Source organism: Colwellia polaris, from assembly GCF_002104515.1.
In the GTDB taxonomy this organism is placed as follows: Bacteria; Pseudomonadota; Gammaproteobacteria; order Enterobacterales; family Alteromonadaceae; genus Cognaticolwellia; species Cognaticolwellia polaris.
This window is the reverse complement of the sequence record NZ_NBOE01000008.1, coordinates 32,310-52,220: the sequence shown is the minus strand read 5'-3', so window position 1 is coordinate 52,220 and position 19,911 is coordinate 32,310. Positions and strand designations below refer to the sequence as shown.

Sequence of the window (19,911 nt, the reverse complement as noted above, 5' to 3'; positions counted from 1 at the left end):
ATTTAAACTGAAGTTTTTGTCGAATTGTCATCGAATTTCAACCATTTATTACTCATGCTTATCCAAATTGGACTTGTGAGTAATGACAGCGATATAACACATAAGGCTAATTGGTAGCCATATTCATTGATAATACTTGCTTGATGACCAACGGCCGCAAGCACAAAACTAAACTCACCAATTTGAGATAACAACACGCCAGCATAAAGACTTTCTTTCCAACTAAATTTTGACAGCTTTAAAATAACGGCATTGATAAATATGTTAGTAATTAATGCTGCCATAACTAACATTGCGGTTTGTTGCCAATGGCTAATTAAAAAGCTAACGTCTAGCAACATACCAACCGAAACAAAAAACAACGCAACAAATAGCACTCTAAATGAATCTAAAGTGCGATGTACCCATAGTGTTTCTTTCGCTGCACCGACAAGCATACCACCAATAAATGCTCCCAAAGCGGTTGAAAGTTCAAACCAAGCGGTGATCATTGCTAAGCCAAAACAAACACCTAAAGCAGCGAATAACTGTAATTCATGATCTCCCTTTAACCACTTTGACAACGGTAAATGCACTTGTTTGCGAGTGATAACAAAGGCGAACAGTGCGATTGCGAATAGGGTACCAACGCCTTGTTTTACCAATTGTACATTGTCGATGTTACCGGCACCAAGCAAGCCAATAATAATTAACATGGGAATAATAGCTAAATCTTGAGCTAGTAATATTCCGAGTGCACTTTGTCCTAAGCGAGATGAAAGCATGCCATTATCTTGTAATAATTTGATAACAATTGCGGTGCTACTAAGACTAATAACAAAACCTATTAAAACTATTCTAGCTAAGCTCCAGTCAAACCAGTGGCCTAACAGCCATACGCAACCCACACTTAATAAAATTTGCATTAACGTTCCGAAAATTATTAATTTCCAGTTTTGTACCAGTTTATGAATATCGGTTTCCATACCAACGAAAAATAGTAGCAGCACTACGCCTGCAGTGCCTAAACGTGAAATACTTTCCGTGTCGGTTACTAAACCAAAGCCCCATGGGCCAATAAAAATACCAGCGATTAAGTAAGCTACCACATGAGGTTGACGAAAAAATTTTAGGATAAAACCCAACAATAATATAAAGAAAATAGCGCCCACCGCTTGAGGTAAAAATGGGTCCATATGCATAGTTGTTAACCTTTTACAGATATGACATAAAACTAAGTGAAAATGAAAACAATATATTGTTACTTGAAATTTATAAAGTATTGATAAAACAAAATAGTCAAAGTGTTGTTTTAACGTTAGTGTAAACTACTTTATTTTATTACATTGTGAATTTATTGGATTCGGGCTAAATGTTAATTAATTAATGATCTCATGAGATAAAGTCGTCATAATTATCTCCGTTTTTCGTTATCAGCAGTTAATTAAGCATGGAAAAATATTGAAATATCTGAACTATCCATACAAAAACCAACTTATTTATTCTTTGTTAGCCTTACTTTTTCTGGTGCTACCCACAAAAGCATGGTCTGCAGACTCTGCTGATAAGCTAGGCACGCCGCTCAATATTATTGGTGTTGAAACCGCTTATAAAACCAATATATTTCGTAGTTTAAGTAGTAACGAAAACATTATCCCTTTATCTTTACTTGGTTTTCCTCAATCAGATAATTATATTTTAAATAAGGCACGAAATGCATTGCAGGCTTTGGGCTATTACCAACCGGTTTTAACCCTAATGGAAGATCAAAAAGGCAAAACCTTGACCATTGAGCTTAAGCAACCAGTGCTTTGGCATAGCAGTAGTATTGTGCTTAAGTGTGAAAATGAAAATGAAAATGAAGTTATGTCGCAGCTTATTACCAAGCACCCGTTTATTAAGGGAAAAATTGTTAATCATGGTGACTATAGCCAGTTTAAATCAAAGGTACAACGTCAAGCACAAGAGTTAGGTTTATTAGATGCTACCTTCACCAAAAGTGCTCTAAATGTTGATATAGCTAACCAACAAGCTAATGTTGATTGGGTGATTAACTGCGGTGCTCGTTACACTATTAAAAATATTACCATTGAAGGGACCGTTTTATCTCATGATTTGGTTAATAGTTATTCAACCATTAACCAAGGCGATGCCTATAGCCAATTAGATATTATCGCTAGTCAGCAGGCACTTAATCGCTCAGGATTTTTTAAATCTGTGGTTGTAGACCAAACTGTGGATCATGTAACCAAAACTGTTGATGTAAATCTTTCAATACTTGACACCGAAAAATATGAGCTCAAAACGTTAGTAGGTTATGGCACTGATACTGGAGGAAAACTAGGTGTTAGTTGGCGTAATAGAAGAGTAAATAGTAAAGCGCATCAATATGTTGCCTCTATCGACTTTAATAGGATTAAACTAGACGATGCTGATGTTAATGCCGCATTTCAGTATCAAATACCCTTAGAAAAAGCCAGTAGCCAGTGGATAAATCAAGTAAGCTATCAGGAAAAAGACGAGGAAATTGGTCGCAGTAAAATTTTTACTTTAGAGTCAGTAGTTATCAATAAACTTAATCCGCACTGGACAAGCCAATGGTCTATTGCCATGGCTCAAGAACAATTAAAGTCTGAGGCCGATGTTAATCAAAGCTTAAAATATATCGTACCGTCATGGCAGCTTACCTATTACAGTGTTACCGACCCCTTTACGGCAGTTGAAGGTTGGCGTTGGCAAAGTACTATGCGCTTTAGCAGCGAGCAACTCAGTGATCCCAATATCAGCTTTTTACAAACTGATCAAAAGGTAAAACGTATCTGGTCATTAAATGATGACTGGCGATTATTACTGCGCGCTCGTGTCGGCACAACATTAATGGATACCGAAGACTTTAATCGCTCAATGCCATCGACTTATCGTTTTTTTGCCGGTGGTGATGTATCTGTAAGAGGTTATAAGCATCAAAGCCTATCACCAACAGATAATGAAGTGTCTATCGGGGGTAAGCATATATTAAGCTCCGGCTTAGAGGTTGATTATTTGTTTTATGAAAGTTTTCGTTGGGCAATATTTACCGACCAAGGTAATGCCTTCAATGATTGGAAAGATTTTGAGATACAAAAGTCAGTAGGTACAGGTTTAAGATGGGTAACGCCGATAGGCGCTATTCGACTTGATATAGCCAAAGCACTTGACGGTAATAAAGCATGGCGCTTTCATATCACCATAGGCCCTGATCTATGAAGCAATTTAACAAGAAAGCCATATTGAGAGGGTTTAGCCTAGCAGTAACGTTACTCGTTAGTATATTGTTAATGGCACTAACCTGGTTCTATACCACAGAATCAGGTTTACAGTGGTTAGTTAATCGTACAGCACAATTTCATCCGCCAGCACTGAAAATAGGTAAGGTTAGTGGCACACTTAGCTCGACAGTTTATTTAACTGAGCTCGAATGGCAAGCAGAAAAAACAAAAATACAAGTTGAAGATATTACTGTAGATTGTCAGTGGTTATATTTACTTGATCGCGCCCTTACTTGCGATAACATCAGCACTACTCGCCTAGATGTAATCAACGCTACTGAAGACAAAACAGCAAAGTCTGATGTAAATTTACCGGTACTTAATGCGGTAGAATTTCCCATTGATGTAAACATTAAGCAAGTTAGTATTGCAAAAATTGTTTATAGCGCAAATTCAGCTGAAATAAGCCAAAGCAACAATCAATCGCCTTCTGAGCAACCGCAATATATTGTTCATCAGCTTAATATTAAAAAAATAGCCTTAGCGGGTAGCAAAGCAAGTGTTGCTGCCTTGGCTCTCAATTATGACGAACACCTTGTATCGGTAGCGGGCAATATCGATATGCGAAAAAAATGGCAACATCAACTGGCTATCAATATACAAGGACCAAAACTTTCAGCGAGTGCAAAATCAAAAGGGCGCTTAACGGCTTCGTCAACATTAGCCATACAATTAAAAGCACCTAATCAGTTGTTAGTTTCTGCCGAGTGGTATTACGATCAAGGACTATTTTTAAAAAATGGCAATATAACGGCAGAGAAACAGCAAGTTGTATTATCTGACGAAAGTATTGCTATTGATTATATAAAGGGCGATTTCGCACTAACTTGGCCAAAATTTAACGCTAACGTGCAAACAAAAGCTACTTGGCAAGCATTAGAGCCGATGAGCATTACCGTTAATACGCAACTTGAAGATGTGCTTAAATGGAGCACGAACGCTAATGCTAAACTGGCAATAAAAAGTGAGCTTAAAGATGCGCAAATAGCGGCATCACTACAGCAAGTTTTTCCTGATGCCATGAATAACCAAGCAGTAAGCGAAAAGCCATCATGGCCAGTATCTGCCAATCTTGAAATGAACGTTAATCAAGGCTTGTTAACTTTTCAAAGTAATAACATTAAATTAGCTGAGTTGACCGCGAAAGTGCAGGGCGAGTTCAATGTTGATAATCCGACCGCTAATAACTTATGGCTTAATGGCAATATTGAAGGTCGATCATTAGATTTAAATAACATACTACAAGTGGCTAACATCAAAGCCGATTGGCAAATAAAAAAACAAAACGCAAACTGGCTTATTGTCAGTAAAGGTAAAGTTGAGCAACTTGCTGTCGAAAATTTTGACGGTAGAAATATTGAGTGGTCCTTAGACTTTGGCAAAAATTGGCTAGCCAAATTCACTGCAGACTCCCTCAAGGTTAACGACAATAATATTGAACTTGCCTCATTAAACTTCTCAGGCTTACCAGAAAAACACCGGATGCGACTAAGTGCCAACTTAGCAGAAAATACCGCGGTAAATTTAAATTTTAACGGTGAACTTTTACAAAACAATAGCCAAAACTTAAAGCTTGATAGTGATTTTTCAAACGCCATTTGGCAGATTAATCAGCTCGAATTTGAAGCTATAAATCAACAAGAGAAACTTTTAATCGCCACCGAACAATTACAGTTAAGCAAAGATAAACAACGTATTAAAAATTTATGCCTCAGCGGTGACGGTAAAATGTGTATTAATGCCGAAAATAGCGCCCAGCAATGGTCGGCCAATTTATTCTTCGAGCAATGGAAAATGTCGCCAGTTTTTAAGCAAATTAAAGCTTGGCAATCAATATTGCTTACCAGCGCTAATCAAACATTACAAAACGTTGAAGGTACGGTTAATGGTACTTTATCAGTCACAGGACAAGCAAAAAACCTTAAAAATATTGCTGCAGATATAACCATACCTAACGTTAAGTGGCAGTCAGCACAAACACAAGTACAAGCAGATAACTTTACCATTAATACCAAAATGAAAAAGCAAGATATTGCACTTGTTACTCAATGGAACAGCATTAATACACAGATAATTTTGCCGCAATCACAAACGGAAGTTGTTATGCCCAAGGGGCAGGTTTTGCTAACAATATCACCTGATTTTAAGGTTGATTACGATCTGGAACAAACGGATATTGCATTAAACATTCCAGATAGCAAAATCAAAGCTGATAGCCAATTCTCCAAACACTTAGTCACGGTGTCTAAGTTTAAACTGCAAGGCCAGTGGCAGCAAAATAAGCTTAATTCACAATTACATATTCGTTTACCTGGCGATGATGAAATTAAAGCTAAATTAAATAGTGATTGGCCATTAATAGATTCTGCCAAGATAAATGGTGATTTATCACTCAGCATGAAAGAGTTTGGCTGGCTCAAGCAATGGCAAAAAGGTTTAGATAAAATTGAGCTTAGTTTAGAGCAAAATTTTACCGTAGCAGGAACTCTACAAACACACGTAATTGAAGGCGCAGGGGCGCTTGCTATCAAGCATTTAATTATCGATGAGTATGGCTTAGACATTCGCAACAGCAACATTAAAATAACGAGCCAACAAGACAGTATTATATTGATAGGGGAGTTACAAAACCCTCAGGGTTCGCTTACCATTGCAGGTGATGCTAAATTATCTGCGCCGATGAAAGCTAATTTAAGCATTGAAGGACAACAAGTTACGCTAGTTAATAATAATGAGAATAAATTAATTGTCTCACCGCAATTATCAGCCAAGTATTTGAATAATCACTTAAGTGTTACCGGTAACTTGGTGGTTGATCAAGCAGATATCAAAGTAGCTTCTTTACCAAAACCTGCCATCAGTGTTTCAGAAGACCAAATTATTATTGATGAAAAAGAGCAAATAACGAAAGATTCACCGTTCGACTATGATATATCGCTGACTTTATCTGCTGGCGATAATGTTAAAGTCAGCGGTTTTGGCTTATCAAGTGAAATACAAGGTAAATTGTCTTCAACGTTAAAAACCGGGCAAGCATTAACACTCAATGGACGCTTAGATTTAAAAGATGGTAAATTTGAAGCTTACAAACAAACGTTAACCATAGAGCAAGGACAGCTGTTATTTTTAGGGACCGCTGCAAATCCGAGCATTCAGTTTCGTGCTATTCGAATGGTTGACGACATTAAAGTGGGTATAATTGCTGACGGTACAATACAAAAGCCGCGTTTAACGTTGTTTTCAGAGCCAACAATGGCGGAAGAAAATGTTTTATCGTTATTGATCACAGGCAGAAATTTAGATTCTTTATCACAGCAAGAAGGTAATGCCTTAACAAGTGCTGCCATCAGTTTAGGTGTAGATAGTGCAAACAAATTAGTACAAAAAATAGGTGATAAGCTCGGCCTGAAAGATATCGCCTTTACCAGTAAAAGTGGCACTAATGGCAATGGCACACGCGTTGATATTGCAGCTAAAATCAATGATCGTTTGAATGTTGGCTATGGTACAAATATCGACGCTGACAATGGCGTACAAGCGGGTTGGAGTATAGAGTACAAGCTCTCGCCAAATATCTCTTTTGAAGCGATAAGTGGGGAAGAAATAAGTGCTAATATTAACTACAAAAAACAATTTTCTTCAACAAAAGATAAAAGTGCTCAAAAAGATAATAGTGATCCAAAAGAGCAAGAATAACGAGTCAAAAAAATAAGGTATTTATGTCCGAAGGTTTAACAAAATTAGATGAATCTACTTCAGAAGCTTTAGCAGCAACGGTAAGTATTTCCAAACGCCACCCTTTAATAAGTTGGTTATTAGCCATTTTACTTGCCGTGCTTGGCGTTTACCTTTCTATTATAGAATATGCCGGACTAGAATGGCTTACGCGCAGTGGTTGTTTGATTGCTGTTCTGGGCGTTTGGTCAGGGTTAGGTGGCATAATACAAGAAAGAATTTTAATTGGTCGACTTAATTTTCAACATCGAATTACACTTGCACGTGCTAAAAGAAAGCTACGTAGATTGAAAGTATCAAGTGAGAATATGGAAAGCGAAATACAAAGTATTGAAGATGACTTTGAAGAAAAAACAGAAAAAATACTTCAAGCCGTTAGATTACAGCTTGGCATTCTTGAGGTTTCGCTGCTTATAACAGGCACCTTGTTATGGGGCTTTGGTGATTTATTTTTTATTGTTAGTACATAAAAGTAACATAATGATTAACTGGGAAGATACCAAACTCAATATCTAACTAAATACTTAGCCAAAAGCCAAACAAGCACCTTATAAAGTAAAAATGTCTAACGTTAATTGCGCAATCCAGAGCATGTTAAAATTAATCGTTAGACACAAAATTAATGTCTTTACGGGGTATTAATTAACACTAAATCGCAGGTTTGGTGGCTAAGTAAAGCTGATATCGTTGAACCATTAAGCCATTTATCAAACAAACTATGCTCTCTACAACCCAATACGATTAAATCGACCTTATTTTCGTCTGCATAAGTTAACAGTGCATCTTCAGGAGTACCTCTAACAAATGTTATTGAACGCTTTGGGCATTTTATGGTTTTAGCAAAACTATATATTTGCTCTTTATGCAATGCCTCTATTTGTCTTTCGTATTCAATCGCTAATGGCGGTATATGAATAACATGCAGCAGGAATGGAGATTCTTGTTCCGCTGGCGTAATCCAACGTCGCATAAAATCAACCACTTTAATATCAGACTTGTTTTCTTCATCATCTTCATGAAAAGGGTCAATAGCACCAAGGGCCTTTCCGTCTGAATACCATCTTTCTTGATTGATGATAAATACGGTACTTTTATTTTTACTGATATGTTGGTTATCAGCAGACGTAAGACCAGATTTAGAGCGAATAATAACGATTGGGTCAAGTTTTTGAGAGTTACTTTTAACCTCTTTTGACCAATATTTTTCTCTGCAGTGATAAATACTACTGGTGGGGAAGTGCTTTCTGATTTTCAGTTCTATTTGTTTAACTTTATCATCATGGCTTGCTTGTAATCCGCTAGAGATATTAGCAAGCTCATCAGTGAAATAACGTCGGTCAAATAACTTTTGATGGTGATGTAAATACCAAACAACATTTGCTGAAAGTTTATGCTGAAGCGCAGTTACTTTCGAAAGCGTAGCGTGAGTAATTTCTAAGTCTGACAAAACAATATGCAAAGTTGTCATGAAATTTTCCTTTGAAGACATAAAAGATTAATAGCAATAAAGGCCAGTGAATAAGCGGTGTAGGGTATATACACAAGTGACTTAAGATAGCATAATCTATCAATATAGAAAGCGATTGTTATAACAGCTAAATTTATTCTCAGCGCTAAATTATTGCCAGAATTATTAACGTCTGTGATATTGAAAGTCGTGTTTTTACCTGGCACGTTATTAAACTTCGTTTTTAGGCATCATAAGTGCCAATAAACTAACAAAACTTTAAAGTAGAGAAGCGTAAAATGGCAGATAATGCTTGGTGGGGGGAATTTTCATTTAGCCTCAAACAACAACGTTGTTGGCGACTGGGTGAAAGGTCAATAGTATTACAACGGTTTGAAAACGAGTGGAATAGTTGGAATTTAGAGTCAGATATAGAAAATGACGAAACTATGTTTTTTGGTGAATTGGCAGAAAACTGTTGCTTTGAGCAAGCTAAATTTGGTCGCTATTTACAGCAGAACACTTCAGAAAAAGTACAAGTTTTACCTTTACTTGCCGATCGCTCTGTTGTCGCTAGGCCCGATACACCGTTAACGTTACTTGCTGGCGAAAAAGCGCGCTTGTATGTAAGTACACCTGTTTGGTTTTCAGCTAAGCTATTACCTAAAGGTGAAAAACTGCTAGATTTACCTTTTTGGCGACCATCAGATTCATGGTTTGGCCCGTCAACCCGAGTAGGACAAATTTGCTACGCGAAATATACCGCGGCGCGTATTCAACTCGCCAATATAGATAAAAGGGCGCATAGAGCGATTACCCCTATTACTGTTATTAACAATCACAGTGAATCGTTAACTATAGAACGTATTAACGTACCCGTTACCTTATTACATTTATATGCCGATGAAGAAAATCAGCTCTGGACAACAGGGATATCGGTACACCGTGGTAGCCATGTTGATAATGTTGAGTTACACCTAGATAAACATGCGCCAATTGAGGCGGTATCGTCAGTTTTGGTTAGTAGTCCACGAGTAGCGAGTGACAAAAGTATATTAATACGAAGTATTAGTAGTTTATTTGCTTAATAAAGAGAAATATTGTGAATGATATTATAGCGTTTATCGAAGTTCTTAAAGCCTCACCATTATTTGCCCTGTGTAAGGCGCTTTTGCTGTTTATTATAGGTTTTATAATTGCAAAATTAATCAGTTCTGCGGTGGTTAGAATAGCAAAGCATAAAATGACAGCACATGGACAATTATTTTTAAAAAGGTCGATTTTTTATAGTATTTTAGTGTTAGTGACTATTTCAGCATTAGATAATATTGGTATTGATCTCAGCATTTTATTAGGCGCAGCAGGTATTTTTACTGTGGCACTTGGCTTTGCTTCTCAAACCTCGGCTTCTAATCTTATTAGTGGCTTGTTTTTGATGATCGAGCGCCCATTTTCTATAACTGATGTTATTAAAGTAAATGACATTACTGGAGAGGTAATTTCGATAGATTTACTTTCTGTTAAGCTACGTACCTTTGATAATTTGTTTGTTCGTATTCCAAATGAAAGCATGATCAAAAGCGCGGTAACAACTTTAACCAAATACCCAATACGTCGAGCTGATTTAAAAATTGGTATTGCTTATAAAGAAGATATAGAAAAAGTACGTAAAATATTAATTGATCTCGCGTCAAAAAATTTAATCTGCCTTGAAGAGCCAGCGCCTGTTTTTATACTAACCGGCTTTGGTAGCTCGTCAATTGATATTCAATTTTCAGTATGGTCGAGGCGAGAGAACTTTTTAGCATTGAAAAACAGTATGTATACCGAGATTAAAATTGCCTTTGATCAACAAGGCATTGAAATTCCATTTCCGCATGTGAGCTTATATGCAGGATCTGCAACATCACCATTCCCATTATCGACTATGGTTAGTGATGATAATAAGCCTTTAAATACTCATGTTGCTGAAAACAATGCTGCTGAAAAGAATGATGATGAGCAAAAAATTTAAAAATGTCAGCTAGATACTGTGAATGATGGATAATAGCATTATTCGTTGATTAGGTACTGGGCGACTAGGCATTGGTGTTGAATTAAAGGGGAATCGCTAGCTTGTGTTTGGTTTTAGGCCAGCTAGCTCAAGCTAGTGATAAATTAAATTACATTCTACAGCACTATACCTAATACCCAATGTAATAAGTTATTGACCAATTTTAAGCGAGGAATGAACGATTATTTATTTCAATTGGTATGACTCACTTTACATTTTTATGATGCTTTCCCTGAGCGGGGCAAGCCTTGCTAATAATTGGTTTTGTATTGGGTAACTAATATTTGATGCTTCCATTGCAGCGATAAACAACTCTACAAAGTGATTAAATTGGTTGGTATCGATATGCATGCCTTTATGTATATCTTGCATAGTATCGCCATTATACTTACATGGCCCGTCTGTTATGTTACATAAATATATCGACAACTTTTCTTTAAAATGAGTTACATTACTTTGAGCAAAGTGTGAAAAAACAACATTATCTTGTCCAATGAGATTTACTAAATTATCAATGATGTTATCAATAGCAGGCTTTTGGCCTATTTTTTGATAGAGACTGGCATTGCTACTATTGTTTTTACTACTTTCAGGTGAGGCGCATGCGGCACAGCCGAGTAATATCACTAACATGAGATATTGAGTTACTTTTCGCATGCCCATTTCCACATCAGCTTTGATTTTATTATTTATTTTACGCTTCATTATAGATACCACATAGTCGATAAATACCAGCCAGTTTGTTTGTCAATGGCGGCTATACTACCCAAGTCAACATAAGCTAAAGTAACGCTCAAATGTTTATTTGGAAACCAGGCAACAAAAATATCTTTCCAATGGTTTTCACCTAAACCTAAGTTATCGGGCTTTTGCCTGTATTCAACCCCGATCGCTAAATGTCTATCTAATAAAATTGCCGTTGATGCTTCTAATTGAATCTTAGCTTTTTCATTAGCACCGCCAAAGCCTAGCAAACCTATTTGATTAGCTTTAGTGTGCCTTGCAGTAATGTTCCACAACCAGTTATAGCCGTTAATAAAACCTAAATGCAACTTGCTGGCGGCAATATATACATCAGTACCAGAATCTTTTTCTGCGCCAAGTGCAAAAGCAACATCGCTTGTTTTTAATCTTTTTGATTGAATACCTAAGCTAATTTGAGGCAATGAGGTATAAACCAAATCACCAAATAAATTAATTTTTGCACCAATAATCGTTTGTTTTAAGTCTAGTTTAAGAGGATTCACCTCAAAGGTTTGCTTGGCATAAGACAATTCAATTCTGTCATAAAAATTTGCTTGAACACCACAACTATCTAAAGAGAAGTCTTTAACCGTTACCCGACTACAAGCAGCACTCGCTGAGATACTTTCTTCAGTAGCATAGCCGGCTAATTGTGCCCAAGGTACAATACCGCCGCCGCCCGAGCCTTCAATTTGAGACACACCCGGCGTGGCAAGAATCTTTCCTTCTGCTAAACAATTAAGCGAGAAAACTGTAAAAAAACATGCGTAAAATATTGAGGTAAATTTATTCATAATCATTTAACCATAGAAGTAAGTCTGCAGATTTAACTGGCCGCGAAAGAAAGTAACCCTGAATGTGATTACATTTCATGGTTTTAAGCATATCTAAAGAGGCTTTATTTTCAACACCTTCTGCTACTACACTTAAGCCGAGTTGATGACTTAACTCGATAGTAGACTTTACAATAAATTGATCTTTTTCTGATGTATCGAGTTCAAGTATAAATGCTTTATCAATTTTTAATTCATCAATAGGTAATTGTTTTAATTTACCTAATGAAGATTGACCTATACCGTAATCATCAACAGAGATTTGTATACCGGTTTTTTTCAAATGCTTAAGTCTACTAATCACTAAATCTTCATTAGTCATAATATCGCGTTCGGTTATTTCTAATGTGATTAAGTCGGGGTCAATATTATATTGCGAAATTTTTTCGAACACATAATCAATAAAATCTGGATGAGAAATATCTTGTGCTGATATATTAATCGCTACTTTCAACCTTATATTGTTTGCAAGCCAGGCTTGTTGTTGCTTAAGCACAGTATCAATAACCCAATGAGTGAGCTTTATAATAAGCCCTGATTGCTCGGCTAAATGAATAAACAGTTCAGGCGAAACAAACTGGCCGTCAGACTTTATCCAACGAATTAATGACTCTACTTTTTCTATTTTGCCGTTTTCTAAATTTAACTTAGGTTGATAGACCATAAACAACTCATCGCTATCACGCTTCATTGTCTCTCTAAGTTCTTCAAGTAAATTCAACCTTTCTAGGTAAGCCTCATCTTCACCTTCTTTATAAGCCCTAATCGAAGTGTTTTCTGATCTTGCAGCTTCTAAGGCTATTGCTGTTCTCCTAACAACTTCTTTCGCATTGCTGCTTTGTTCTGGGAAAGAACAGGTACCAATACGATAATTTAAATTTAACCATAAGTTGTTAACTTGTAACGGTGCGCGTAACTGAGTTAGAAATTGCTCAACTAAATCTTCATAGCTATCGTCATGTGTTAGCTTAATAACTAAGCAAAATTCAGTACCAGAAAATCGACCCACCATTAATGTTTTATCGAGGTAAATGCTTTTAGTGCGCTGAGCAATAGCCTTAAGTGCGCTGAGCAATAGCCTTAAGTGCGCCATCGCCAGTACCAGAGCCTAAGCTGTCGTTAATGCGCTTAAAATGCCGAACATTAATAACCATAACCAATAAGGATGAATAGGTAGAGTGATCATGACTAGAAATTTGTTTTGAAAGTAAGTCAAGTAAGGTTGAGCGATTATAAACGTCGGTTAAAACATCATGCTTAGCTTGGTAATTAATTTCACCTTCACGTTGTTCTATTTTTTGCCCCATTTTAATAAAGCTATTATATACACGCGTAACTTCTAAACTGCCCTGAGAGGCTATTTCTTTGTGTTCATAATTACCTTCAGAAAACTTACGAGTTAAGCGGGTTAACTGATATAGCGGCTTCGTTAGGCTACGTGCAATAACACTACATGCAAACGCTGTAATCGTTATAATCAATAGTGAAATTAATAATGTAATAAGCACTAATTTGTCGAGTTCATTATAGCTTGGCATTAAATCGACAGAAAGTTGGGCAATATATTCACTGCCTTGAGTATTCGTAAATACAATGGCTTTATTTTCGTAAATTTTTCTTTCAAAAAGTAACCAGCTTTTATCGGTTTCTTTAAAATGCTTACTATGAGCTGAGTCAGGATGTTTTAACGTGGAAATAATAAGTTGCTCTTGATAGAGAAAACTTACCTCAATGGCCATTAGCCTTTTTAATTCGTTAACAAAAGCTTGATCAATTTGAAAGCCAATAATGGCATAGGCTATGGTTCTGGGCGCTTGTACTGGCAAAATTATCAGTTGATAGAGTTTACCGTCAAGTAATATTAATTGCGTTTTATTTAAGTTTTGTTGATTGGTGGTTAAATTTTCTACCACAGTAGAGTCAAAGTTAATTTGACGATTGCTGGATGAGATAATACTGCCGTTTAAATCACTTAATATCATCAAGCTAGCATTTATACGGGAGCTATGATTTTCTAGTACGCTAGAAATTGTTGCTTTATCTCGTGTAGCTACGGCTTGCTTAAAGCCAAAATCTGCTGTTAATACTTTAGATGCAGTAAAAAGTAACTCTTCTTTCGCTTTTAAATACTCAATAAGTACATTTTCAGCGCTGGTTATTCTTTGATCTATTTGTTCACTATGAGTGGAAATAGATTTCCAAATAAAAACAGCGAGTAAACTTGTTACCGTTAAGATAACAAGTGACACGCCTAATAGCGTAATTTGTTGGCGTAGAGAAACTTTACTCGCCATTGGGCTTAAATATAGTTTGGAAGGTATTTCGTGGCTCAGGTACCTCAAGCACTAGGTTAATTACAAATGAGTCAGTGTCTGTTGGTTTTGTTGATAAGTTATCGTATGGAATATTTTTTACACTGGTTACTGAACTAGAATGCCAAACATTAACACTTTCGTATTTAATATCATCTTCTAAAGTCGCTTTACCTTGCTCATCAGTCATTAGTACGTGTTTTGAACCCGCGATGTAAATATAACCAACCATAGAGTCATGTATGTTACAGCCTAAAACGGCTACACCCGTTTTGTTAAATTGTAATGGCGCTTCAGGTCGACCAGAGTATAGTTTTAACTCAAAAGGGTTTACTGAAGAAAAGGAATAAACATGATGTCTAATATTATCGCTATTCGGAAAATCAACAAAATCACCTTGTTGAACAACTAAAATATCGGGCTTAAATAGCTTATCAACCTGATCCATAATGAGCGTATTAGGCTGGGGAGCTGGCTTTGGCGTTGGGATCGGGTTAATAAACTCTAATACAGCATTTTTAACCGGTAAGCCTTGTTGATCAAGCACCCAAAATGAATCGGCAGATGATTGAGCGCTAAGTGCAAATAAAGAAACTAGCAATGTTGACGTGTTTAAAAAGCGATTTTTCATAATTTCCTTTAAACAATAAATAACTCTATCTATGTATGCTTAAGTCATGTTTTATGTGCTTATTAAAGATAAACCAATAGTTTAGCAATGCTTAAACATAATCCTTATTAACTTAAAACTATGCTTTTAGTGTGACAAATGCAAATGTAAAATAGCTAAACACCATGAGAAAGAATCTAGTTTATCTAAAAGTACTTAGTACACACTAAAAATAATTTTTTTCAATATCATCAACAGGTAAAGGCTTAGCGTAATAGTATCCTTGCGCCCGTTGAATATTTAGTTGCTGGCAAAATTGTACAACTTCTGCATTTTCGATACCTTCTGCCACAATATTAAGAGATAAAGAATGCAACATGGCTGAAAGGCCGGTGATTAATGAGCGTGATTTTTCTTCATCAGACGCCATAATTAAAGATTTATCAATTTTTACGGTATCGATTGGAAAGTTTTGTAAATGTGAAACCGAGGAGAATCCACTGCCAAAATCATCTAAAGCAATACGGCAGCCCAAATCTTTTATTGACGCTAAAGTTTTAATGGTTTGTTTGCTGTTTTCAAGCAACGTTGTTTCTGTTAGTTCAAACTCTATTAGTGCTGGGTTGATATGATACTTACTTAAAGCGTCAGCTATACATTGTACTAAGCATTTATCTGTTAATTGAACACTCGATAAATTAATCGCAATTGTATACTTTGTAGTGGTGCGTAAATTCCAAACCGATAATTGATAAATAGCTTGTTCAATAACCCATCTGCCAATATCAACAATTGCACGTGAATTTTCAGCTATAGAAATAAAGCTATCAGGGTAGAGCAATTGGTCTTGAAAGTTCCACCTTATTAGTGCCTCAAAACCAACAACATTTGACCCTGAAGTGTTAACAATGGGTTGATAATGTAATGTAAACTCATTTCTGGCAATCGCGCCAATTAAATTAGTTTCAATTTGATAACGTTGGAGAAATTGTTCTTGCATTTCACTTTCAAAATAACAAATTTGATTTCTTCCCAGTTTTTTAGAACGGTACATTGCAATGTCAGCATGCTTAAGGAGCTCATTAGCATTAAGTGTACTGTCTGGGTAAACGGCAATACCGATACTGGCGGTCATATGAATTTTAGCGCCAGAAATATTGAAGGGGGCTTCTAAACTATTGAGTATTCTAGTTGTAACGCGGGTTGCATTGTCGACAGTATGTAAATTGGTTAAAATTATAGCAAATTCGTCGCCACCTAAGCGAGCAAAAACCTCATTGCCTCTTAAGCAGTCGCTGATCCTTTGAGAAACCTGAATTAAAATTTGATCGCCGATATGGTGACCGTAATTGTCGTTTATAAATTTAAAGTTATCTAAGTCAAATAATGTTAAGGCTAATTTAGAGTTATCACGCGCTTTTTGTAAAATATTTAATTGTAATGCTTCTTCAAACGAGTAACGATTATATAAGCCTGTTAATGTGTCATGTTCAGCTAGTTTTTTTGCTTGTTGATAGCTAATATGCAATTGTTTTTCTAATTCAAAACGTGTTTGTGCTTGTACAATGGCGCGTTGTAATCTGGATGTTGATACTTCTGATTTTAATAAAAAATCTTGGGCACCAGCGCGCACACACTCTAAGGCTAGTTCAGTTTCTTCAGAGTTACTTAGCATGATTACAGCAACGTTTAAGTCATTCTCTGAATTGCGTAACTCTAATAATAGTTCAATACCATCTCGTTTTGGCATACGGTAATCAAGCAATATAATATCGAAATTATTAACCGACAAAGCCGATAAAGCCTCATCAACAGATTCGGTTTCTGTAAAATTAAACGGGGTAGTAGAGTGACCCAATGTGCGCTTGATATTTTCTCTATCAATACCATCATCATCTACAATTAAAATGTTCACGTATTAAGTACCTTGTAAATGGAGTTTATTTATTTTCTGGGAGATGCACAATTTTCCAATAACCTTTGAGCATTTTCGCGATATCTAAAAACTCTTCACCTACTTGCTCTTTAATGAAATAACCTGCGATGTTTTTCTTGTAACTTGCCATGATATCTTCATCAGATTTAGATGTGGTTAACACAAAAATCGTGCTTTGGTTAAGGTTTTGATCTTGTCTAATTTCATGTAAAAATTCTAAACCGTTAAGTCTAGGCATTTGTATATCAAGTAAAACTATATAAGGAGATGGAATGGCACTACTGCGTAAAAGCTCTAATCCTTCAAGACCATCATGTGCTCTGATAACTTTGTTTTTTATAGACATTTTATTAAAGGCGCGTGTTACTGACATAGCATCAATATCATCATCTTCAATAAGAAGGAGTGTGACTTCTTGTTTATTATCAATCATTATTATTCAAGAACCTTGTTACTTATTTTTTGTATTAATGTGTTATTTTTCTCTGGTAATCGGCCATAACAGTACGATAGTTGTTCCACGAATACCATCGGACTGAATAGTTAAGCTACCGTGATAATGCTCTATCGTCTTTTTAGCTAATGAAAGCCCCATGCCGCTACCTTCTACTTTGTCACGAGGTCTCAGTGTTTGAAACATTTCAACCGCCTTATCAAACAGCTCTTGTGGAATACCTGGGCCATCATCTTCAATACTAATTTGGTGCATATTATCTAGAGTTTTATAATGTATTTGAATATGACCTTCGGGTTTATCATGATGCTTTATCGCATTTGAAATCAGATTACGCATTACAACTTCTAGCGGTGTTCTGGGTAACAATAACACTTGTTTATCAACTGATATTGTAAAGGTGTCAGGGTGATCTAATAAGTTAAAAATATCTGTTGCTATTGTTTTTAAATCTAAAGGTTTAGCTTTAAATTCATGTCGACCAATACGCGCGTAATCGAGCAGATCATCGAGCAATTTATTCATTCTTTTACTACGGTTATTTAACAGCCTTAAATGCTCTTTAGAACTGTCAGGTAATATGTTTTCGCAATCTTCGGTAATCCAACTGACTAATTTTCTTATGGCATTGAGTGGTGATTTTAAATCATGAGAAGCAACGTATGCAAATTGCTCTAAATCTTGGTTTGATTTAACTAAGCGGGTGGTTTTAATTTTTAATTCTCGTGTAATTGCATCGGCATAAACAAGCGCTTGTTTGTTAGATCTAGACAATACAATAAATAAAGCTAATAGGAGAAGGTCAATAACAATACCACCTGCTAATATAAAATAGGGTTGGTTAGAGCCTGATGCTGCTCGAAAATTCAAATTTGAATGAACAGTAATATGCCATTGTCGGCCATAAAAATTAATATCAAGTACGTTAGTAAACAAAGGGGTAGGGTCTATTCTGTCGGCTTGTATATTATCTGCATCATTATATAAAGATTGACCTGCATCGGTAATTTTTAAACTGACGTGGCGTCGTTCTACTGCAAGTGTGCCAGAAATAAGTTTCGACATAATAAAAGGGGCATAAGCTACGCCTTCAATTGCTGCTTGGCGCTCACTCACCGTACTATGACTCATGCCTTTTTTATAAAATGGTGCGTAAAAAAGAAAGCCAGGCGTTTTTTTAGCATCTTGTACTAATGTAATCGGGCCCGTTAATTGTGCAGTGCCGCTGTCTCTCGCTTTTTTAACGCCAAGATACCTGTTACCTTCAAACGCCACATCAAGGCCAACAGCTTGCTTGTTAGATACCAGAGGCTCGATAAAGGTGATAGGCCAAAGTTCAGAGGTATTATGTGATGGGTGTACGATAAAATCAGGGCGATCAATTTTATGTTTTTCTATAAAACTTAATCTTTGTTCTTTGGTTATATTATAAATTATACCTAAGCCATTAATGCCCGGATAGGTTTTATCAATACGTAAACTATTGGCATAATTTTGCCATTGTTGGTTATTTATTTCTTCGTCACTAGCATCTATATAGGCAACCGCGCCCCACAATGCGTGTTCATATAATTGCATTCTTTCTTTAACAAGCTCAACAACTTGTAAAGACTCGCGTTCAAAACGCTCAGATATTCTTTTATTGACTTGTTCTGAGGCAATATACCACGCACCAACAGTTAAAATTGATGAAAGCGCTAAGATTAGCCAATGAACACCATGAAAACGGCTAGAATTAATTAACTTTTGTCGCTCAAGGTCGGCGTGTGTGACTTCAGTTGTTTCATCGTTCATTAAAAATCTCTAAATGTATTGGTTCATTATTTAATAAATCAATCTACTTCTGATGAAGAACAGAAACAGGCCGCGATGGTTTTTTATGGTAATTTAACTAACTATATCATTAAGATAATATAAAAATATGAATTTTGCTAAGGTTTTGATTCTAATTGTAGTTTAAGAGAACTAATTATGTTTTTTGTTTAAAAAACGCACAGCTGAAGTGCTTGTTATATTTCAATTTACTTAAAAGTAATATACGTAAATAAAGCAATTAATGAACTCGCAGGTAAATAAATTAAAAATTGCTCATGAGCATGGTCATCACAAAAGCTAAATAATATTTGGCGAATGCCCGATAGTTTATTGTGAGTATCTTGCAGGATAAATTAAACAGTAAAATTATTTAACTCACCATTATTAATAAATTAATTTGATTAACTTGTATAAATTAAAGCGTTTGCTAGTTAGAAACTAATCAATATAATACCAATTGATATAAACAATCGATCATTCTAAAGCGGTTTAAATATCCAGTATCTACGTTGCTTTCAATCCCAATAGCCAGCTATTGCTCGACAATATGCTCCTGCATTGCTCTAATGACTTACATCCATGTAAGAATCAATCAAGCGCCTTGCTACTGAAAATTTATCCTCGTTTAAAATTGATCGATTCATTAAGTCAATTGGTATTATTACTTTACATTATTTATTGAGTA

Annotated in this window: 15 protein-coding genes; 5 read left to right on the top strand and 10 right to left on the bottom strand. The window is 35.9% G+C overall.

The window, feature by feature from the left end; all coding sequences use genetic code 11:
• Positions 1 to 2 precede the first annotated feature (2 nt).
• The gene (locus B6A32_RS13060) at positions 3 to 1,181 is read right to left on the bottom strand and encodes a cation:proton antiporter (protein WP_085304779.1); all 1,179 of its coding nucleotides are present in this window, start codon (positions 1,179 to 1,181) and stop codon (positions 3 to 5) included.
• A 259-nt stretch (positions 1,182 to 1,440) separates the two neighbouring features.
• Here B6A32_RS13060 and B6A32_RS13055 point away from each other — a divergent pair, with 259 nt between their 5' ends.
• The 3 genes from B6A32_RS13055 to B6A32_RS13045 are packed head-to-tail and all read left to right on the top strand — an operon-like array spanning position 1,441 to position 7,492.
• Positions 1,441 to 3,225, top strand: coding sequence for an autotransporter assembly complex protein TamA (locus B6A32_RS13055; RefSeq protein ID WP_085304777.1), 1,785 nt, complete (start codon positions 1,441 to 1,443; stop codon positions 3,223 to 3,225).
• Positions 3,222 to 6,983 carry a translocation/assembly module TamB domain-containing protein gene (locus B6A32_RS13050; RefSeq protein ID WP_085304775.1) on the top strand — a complete coding sequence of 1,254 codons (3,762 nt, stop codon included), beginning with the start codon at positions 3,222 to 3,224 and terminating at the stop codon, positions 6,981 to 6,983. The genes B6A32_RS13055 and B6A32_RS13050 overlap by 4 nt, the downstream gene beginning before the upstream one ends.
• Positions 6,984 to 7,006: 23 nt before the next feature.
• Positions 7,007 to 7,492, top strand: a complete 486-nt coding sequence (locus B6A32_RS13045) for a hypothetical protein (protein WP_085304773.1) — start codon at positions 7,007 to 7,009, stop codon at positions 7,490 to 7,492.
• A 158-nt stretch (positions 7,493 to 7,650) separates the two neighbouring features.
• On the opposite strand, the gene B6A32_RS13040 is transcribed toward B6A32_RS13045, so the two are convergent.
• The gene (locus tag B6A32_RS13040) at positions 7,651 to 8,490 is read right to left on the bottom strand and encodes a universal stress protein (RefSeq protein ID WP_158088488.1); all 840 of its coding nucleotides are present in this window, start codon (positions 8,488 to 8,490) and stop codon (positions 7,651 to 7,653) included.
• A gap of 278 nt (positions 8,491 to 8,768) precedes the next feature.
• Here B6A32_RS13040 and B6A32_RS13035 point away from each other — a divergent pair, with 278 nt between their 5' ends.
• Together B6A32_RS13035 and B6A32_RS13030 are read left to right on the top strand one after the other, a co-directional pair.
• Positions 8,769 to 9,557, top strand: a complete 789-nt coding sequence (locus tag B6A32_RS13035) for a hypothetical protein (protein WP_085304769.1) — start codon at positions 8,769 to 8,771, stop codon at positions 9,555 to 9,557.
• 14 nt (positions 9,558 to 9,571) lie between these two features.
• Positions 9,572 to 10,483 (top strand): mechanosensitive ion channel family protein, encoded by a 912-nt coding sequence (locus B6A32_RS13030; protein ID WP_085304766.1) that lies wholly within the window; start codon positions 9,572 to 9,574, stop codon positions 10,481 to 10,483.
• A gap of 249 nt (positions 10,484 to 10,732) precedes the next feature.
• On the opposite strand, the gene B6A32_RS13025 is transcribed toward B6A32_RS13030, so the two are convergent.
• The 8 genes from B6A32_RS13025 to B6A32_RS12990 form a co-directional block, all read right to left on the bottom strand.
• Positions 10,733 to 11,227 (bottom strand): group I truncated hemoglobin, encoded by a 495-nt coding sequence (locus B6A32_RS13025; protein WP_198946916.1) that lies wholly within the window; start codon positions 11,225 to 11,227, stop codon positions 10,733 to 10,735.
• Positions 11,227 to 12,060 (bottom strand): DUF3034 family protein, encoded by an 834-nt coding sequence (locus B6A32_RS13020; RefSeq protein WP_085304765.1) that lies wholly within the window; start codon positions 12,058 to 12,060, stop codon positions 11,227 to 11,229. Before B6A32_RS13020 ends, B6A32_RS13025 begins: the two co-directional genes overlap by 1 nt.
• A complete protein-coding gene (locus tag B6A32_RS13015; RefSeq protein WP_085304763.1) occupies positions 12,053 to 13,192 on the bottom strand; it encodes a putative bifunctional diguanylate cyclase/phosphodiesterase in 1,140 nt (379 codons plus the stop codon). Before B6A32_RS13015 ends, B6A32_RS13020 begins: the two co-directional genes overlap by 8 nt.
• Entirely contained in the window at positions 13,158 to 14,393 is a 1,236-nt protein-coding gene (locus B6A32_RS13010) for a sensor domain-containing diguanylate cyclase (protein WP_085304761.1), read from the bottom strand. The genes B6A32_RS13015 and B6A32_RS13010 overlap by 35 nt, the downstream gene beginning before the upstream one ends.
• Positions 14,383 to 15,042, bottom strand: a complete 660-nt coding sequence (locus B6A32_RS13005; protein ID WP_085304759.1) for a methylamine utilization protein — start codon at positions 15,040 to 15,042, stop codon at positions 14,383 to 14,385. Before B6A32_RS13005 ends, B6A32_RS13010 begins: the two co-directional genes overlap by 11 nt.
• A 205-nt stretch (positions 15,043 to 15,247) precedes the next feature.
• Entirely contained in the window at positions 15,248 to 16,936 is a 1,689-nt protein-coding gene (locus B6A32_RS13000; RefSeq protein WP_085304756.1) for an EAL domain-containing response regulator, read from the bottom strand.
• A 25-nt stretch (positions 16,937 to 16,961) separates the two neighbouring features.
• Entirely contained in the window at positions 16,962 to 17,390 is a 429-nt protein-coding gene (locus B6A32_RS12995; protein ID WP_085304754.1) for a response regulator, read from the bottom strand.
• 42 nt (positions 17,391 to 17,432) lie between these two features.
• On the bottom strand, positions 17,433 to 19,205 hold the full coding sequence (locus tag B6A32_RS12990) for a CHASE domain-containing protein (protein ID WP_085304753.1): 1,773 nt from the start codon (positions 19,203 to 19,205) through the stop codon (positions 17,433 to 17,435).
• Positions 19,206 to 19,911: the final 706 nt, after the last annotated feature.